Source organism: Nitrospira sp. BLG_2, from assembly GCF_049222245.1.
The window spans coordinates 1-4,611 of sequence record NZ_JBLYIG010000129.1 but is presented as its reverse complement, the minus strand read 5'-3'; the positions used below and the strand labels follow the sequence as shown (position 1 = coordinate 4,611).

The window sequence follows — 4,611 nt, the reverse complement described above, 5'->3', positions numbered from 1 at the left end:
GTAGCATGTCGCCCGCGGTCAGCTTCTCGCCGACGCCCGCCTGCGCGACCACACCCCAAGGACTACACCCCGGTTTGCACGACGGAGCTGGGGGCCGTGGCCAAAATCTCGCAGGAGTTCAAAAAACGGGGCGTAAAAGTGATTGCCGTCAGCGTGGATCCGATGGATTCCCACAAAGGCTGGATCAACGATATCAATGAGACACAAAAGACGACGATGAACTATCCGATCATCGCCGACCCGGATAAGAAGGTCGCAACGCTGTACGATATGATCCATCCCAACGCCATCGATAATATGACCGTGCGATCGGTCTTCATCATCGGCCCGGACAAGAAGGTCAAACTCACCTTGACATACCCTGCTTCCTGCGGCAGGAACTTCGATGAGCTGTTGCGAGTGATCGACTCTCTTCAGCTGACATCGAAGTACAAAGTCGCCACTCCGGCGAACTGGAAAGACGGCGAGGATTGCATCATCACTCCTGCGGTCGGTGATGCCGAGGCGAAGGATCTCTTCCCCAAGGGGTTCAAGACCGTGAAGCCCTATCTGCGCTATACGCCGCAGCCTAACAAGTAAGTTCCGCCGGTCTCTTCAAAAGCAGATGAGCAGGAAGCCGCCCAGCGCTTCCTGCTCGTTGCCCCTTAATTCAAGTCTTGCCGTTCGAGCACATCTGTCAATCTCTCTCGCCATGTTTATATTTGGAATAGTCAGGGTATTCTGATCCCTGGATAATCAGTTAGCCAGTCAGCGGAACAGGATTTTTTGCCAACCACTCGCCCTACACGATTCTGCCGCCTGATACGTTCGATACCCAGCGCCAGGGAGCATTCTCGTTTGTTGGATTGGATTAAGGTAAACCTTGATCCGAACTAAGGGGAAATCTCGTCTCGATTAAGGAAAACCCTTGGTCATGACCGCAACATTTTTAAAAAATATTGCTATGTTTCGATAACTTAGGCATACTCGGCGCGACTTCCTAAGTATGGACGATTTTGGACATAGTGGTAGGTCGGCAGTGGTTTCTTATTACTCACAAGGGAGGGCATGAGTATGAAGGAACATGTTGCGAGGCGGTGGAAACGGTTTGTAGTTGCTGGAGCCATGGCCGCGCTGGTAGCTGGAATGGGATCCACGCTGCCGAGTGCCTATGCTGGTGGCACGATCAAGGCCGATGATGACAAATGGATTTCCATCGGCATGGGCATCCGCACGAGTTTCAACAGCATAGAAGGTGCCGCAGGGGGGCATTACAGCAACGACTTCAAAGTTGACAACGCTCGTATCTACATCAACGGGCAAATTCACAAGTATGTGAAGTTCACCTTCAACACGGACTGTTTTAACTGCAACGTCGGCGCCGGCGCCAATAGTTTTGGCGGCAACTCCAGCATCGGGCTGCTCGACGCGATCGGGAAATTCGAGATCAACGAAAGGGTCAACCTGTGGGTCGGACGCACCTTGGTGCCGAGTGAGCGCGGTGAGTTGAACGGTCCGTTCTACCATGCGACCTTCGATGGATTCCGGACTCCCTTCAACCCGGCTGACTTCAGCGGAAACTTTCCAAGCGGTCCCAATGGAGCAGGTGCCGGCACCGCCGGACAGGCCGGTCTCTATGGTCGTGACAACGGCGCGGTCTTCTTCGGCAAGATCCATCCCTTCGGCACCCATCTGTTGTACGTGGCGTCGGTGTTCACGGGCCAGCGCGGTGGATCGAATCCCACCGGCAGCCTGTTGTATGCCGGTCGTTTGCAATGGAACCTGTTGAACGATGAAGACAACCCGGGCTACTACACGAGCGGGACCTATTATGGAACGGCCGGAGATATCTTCGCGATCTCGGGAAACGTGATCCATCAAAAAGATGGCGCAGGGGATAGCGTCACCGGGAATGTGTCTGATTATACTGGTGCTATCGTAGACCTGTTGATTGAAAAAGTTCTCCCAAATAATGCCGGCGTGTTCACGTTCAATGGAGAATTCAAGCGATACTGGGCCAATTACGGAGTAGGGGCTTTCACGAATCCTGCCGGTTGTAATTTCTGCATATTCAACGGCCACTCCTGGACAGTGTACGCGTTGTACCTGCTTCCACAAGAGATCGGGATCGGACGGTTCCAACCCTATGCGCGGTTCACCAGTATCGATCCTCTGTACAGCGCTATGCGGCAGGAGTGGGAGTATGGTGTGAACTACATCATTTCAGGGCACAATGCACGCATTTCCGCGTATGGCCGTTACGGCGATTTAGAATCCAAGGGCGGCCCCGCCGGTCCCTTTAGTCCTGGCGTTGCCGGAAATAAAGTCGATTCGTTCCACGTGGCGTTGCAGCTGCAGTACTAAGCGGCTCGCGTCGCGAGAGTGTCCTCCTCCAAACAGGAGCCGGAATCCAGCATGGGTTCCGGCTCTTTCTTTTTGCCTCTTCTATGGAATTGTCCGATGCCGATACAGTGAGTCAATGTTGAGTTGTGATCGGCACGTAGAAAGATTGAAGAGTTACACGAGCACGAGGCCTGCATTGCGGGTTTTTTCCCACGAAGGGGTGGTTAGGAAGGCGTTGAATGCCGATTCGCTGTCAGGAAACCGTGTGCAGGCCTCCCGCATTTGTGGATAGGTCTGCAATGCCTGCCGCGGAGTGGCATCTTCAATCAATTGCTCCAACCATCGGGCCTCTGATTCGGGGAGTGTGAAGAGGTGATTCTGACCGGAGCCGATAATCTTGAGGAATGCTTTCTTTCCCATCCTCTCACAAGTCACTGCTCCACCCAGCCAGACGAAACGCCGTTCTAAGTCCGGGCGGTCATCGATCATCTGCTTCTCGAGCAGGCGTGTGAGCCATGTGGGAGCCACGTGAGGAGGAGGAACTTCATGATCGAACCACTGACGAACATCGAGATCGAGTCCTCGCCGTTCAAGATAGTTCAGAAGCGATCGTCGCAGCCCTTCGCCGAGCCAGGTCGGCGTTTCTGCTCGATCATCGTGATGCAGCAGGTCGTTCTCCGCGAAGCCGCGAAATTCAGGCCCTAGGATGCGCACGCCATGGGCAGTGGGATTCAGCCCCACCGGACTGTGTGCAGTGACGGTAAAGCGATGCCAAAAGGCTGATTGAAGAAGATCTGCCGCGACAAGCTGGCGGACTCGCTCAAGTGAATCGATGGTTTCCTGAATCGTCTCCGATGGACAACCATACATGAGATAGGCGTGAATCAGGATGCCGGCCTCTTTGAACCCGGCGGCGACCAGCGCGGTCTGATCGACGGTAATACCTTTCTTCATGTTGTCCAGTAGCCGGTCGGAGGCCGCTTCGAGGCCCGCCGTCACCGCGATACAACCGGAGGCGGAAAGAAGGCGGCAAAGGTCCGGAGAAAAGGCAGTCTCAAAACGGATATTCCCCCACCAGGTGATATCGATTTGTTGCTCCAAGAGGGCAAGCGCCAGCGACTTCAATGCCGATGGCGGCGCGGCCTCATCAACGAAATGAAACCCCTTCCGTCCCGTCTCGGCTATGAGTTGCCTGATTTGCCGGATGAGCCGCTCGGTCGGTGTCATCTCGTACCGGCTGATGTAAGTAAGCCCGATATCGCAGAACGTGCATTGTTTCCAATAGCAACCATGTGCCACGGTGAGTTTATTCCAATGGCCTTCCGACCAGAGACGATGCATCGGATTGGTACTGTCGAGAATGGTCAGGTAGCGATCCAGCGCCAGGCCGCGATAGGTAGGGCAGCCGATGTCATCCATCGTGAAGTCTCGCGACAGGGGATCATCGGCATAGACGACGCGATCGCGCTGACGGTACATCGTGCGGCACAGCAATCGGCGCGGGCGCAAGCCGGAAATATGTTCGACTAAGGAGAGGAGCGGCCGTTCACCGTTGTCGAACGTAATAAAGTCGACATAATCGAACACGCGAGGGTCGGCAACCCGGCGCAATTCCGTGTTCACATAGCCGCCGCCGATCGCCACAGGCAAATCAGGACGGTGCTGCTTCAGCGCCTTTGCAATTCGGAATGCCCCATAGAGATTACCCGGAAACGGTATGGAAAGACCGATCAGAGATGGATTGACGCGATTGAAGTGTTCCCAAAATGAATCGAGGAGCCATTCATCAGTCAGACCCGGTGGCTCCGCTAAGGCGGTTACGATCTGATCAAACGATGAGGCGCTGCGCCCGATATGCTCGGCATATCGGCTCAAGGCGAAGTGCGGTGTAATCGTGGCTTGCACCAAATCGGCGAGATCTTCGAGAAAGAATGTTGCCCATTGTTTGGCCCGATCAGTCACTGATATAGAGCGCCCGAATTTCTTACGACCTCGGAATCGCGGGCCCTGGGGCAACACCCCGTGTTGAATCAGGCGAGCGGCAGTCTCAGGAGTTTTGCCCTGCAAGAAGGCGACAACCGGTCCGATCATTTCCACGTAGGCGTGTTCGTTTCTCATCATGCCAAGGGCTTCCTTGGGAAGAGTATCTTCCTGACCATGAAGTTGTCGGAAGACATTCCGTAGCCCTTCCGGGCTGAACAGGCGCAGCACCATCTCGATGCCCAAGTCCGCTTGCTCCGCCTCAAATCCACGAGACTGAAGAAATCCCGTTAAATAGGCGGTGGATGG

3 protein-coding genes are annotated in these 4,611 nt (G+C 54.8%); 2 read left to right on the top strand and 1 reads right to left on the bottom strand.

The annotated features are described in order from the left end of the window. Both ACOSYY_RS03755 and ACOSYY_RS03750 read left to right on the top strand, forming a co-directional pair. Positions 1-579: peroxiredoxin (locus ACOSYY_RS03755; protein ID WP_421660930.1), on the top strand; the 579-nt coding region annotated here is incomplete at its 5' end. A 474-nt stretch (positions 580-1,053) separates the two neighbouring features. Further along, positions 1,054-2,343: a hypothetical protein gene (locus ACOSYY_RS03750; RefSeq protein WP_421660929.1), complete on the top strand. Its 1,290-nt coding sequence runs from the start codon at positions 1,054-1,056 to the stop codon at positions 2,341-2,343. A gap of 153 nt (positions 2,344-2,496) precedes the next feature. On the opposite strand, the gene ACOSYY_RS03745 is transcribed toward ACOSYY_RS03750, so the two are convergent. Continuing rightward, positions 2,497-4,611: B12-binding domain-containing radical SAM protein (locus ACOSYY_RS03745; protein ID WP_421660928.1), on the bottom strand; the 2,115-nt coding region annotated here is incomplete at its 5' end.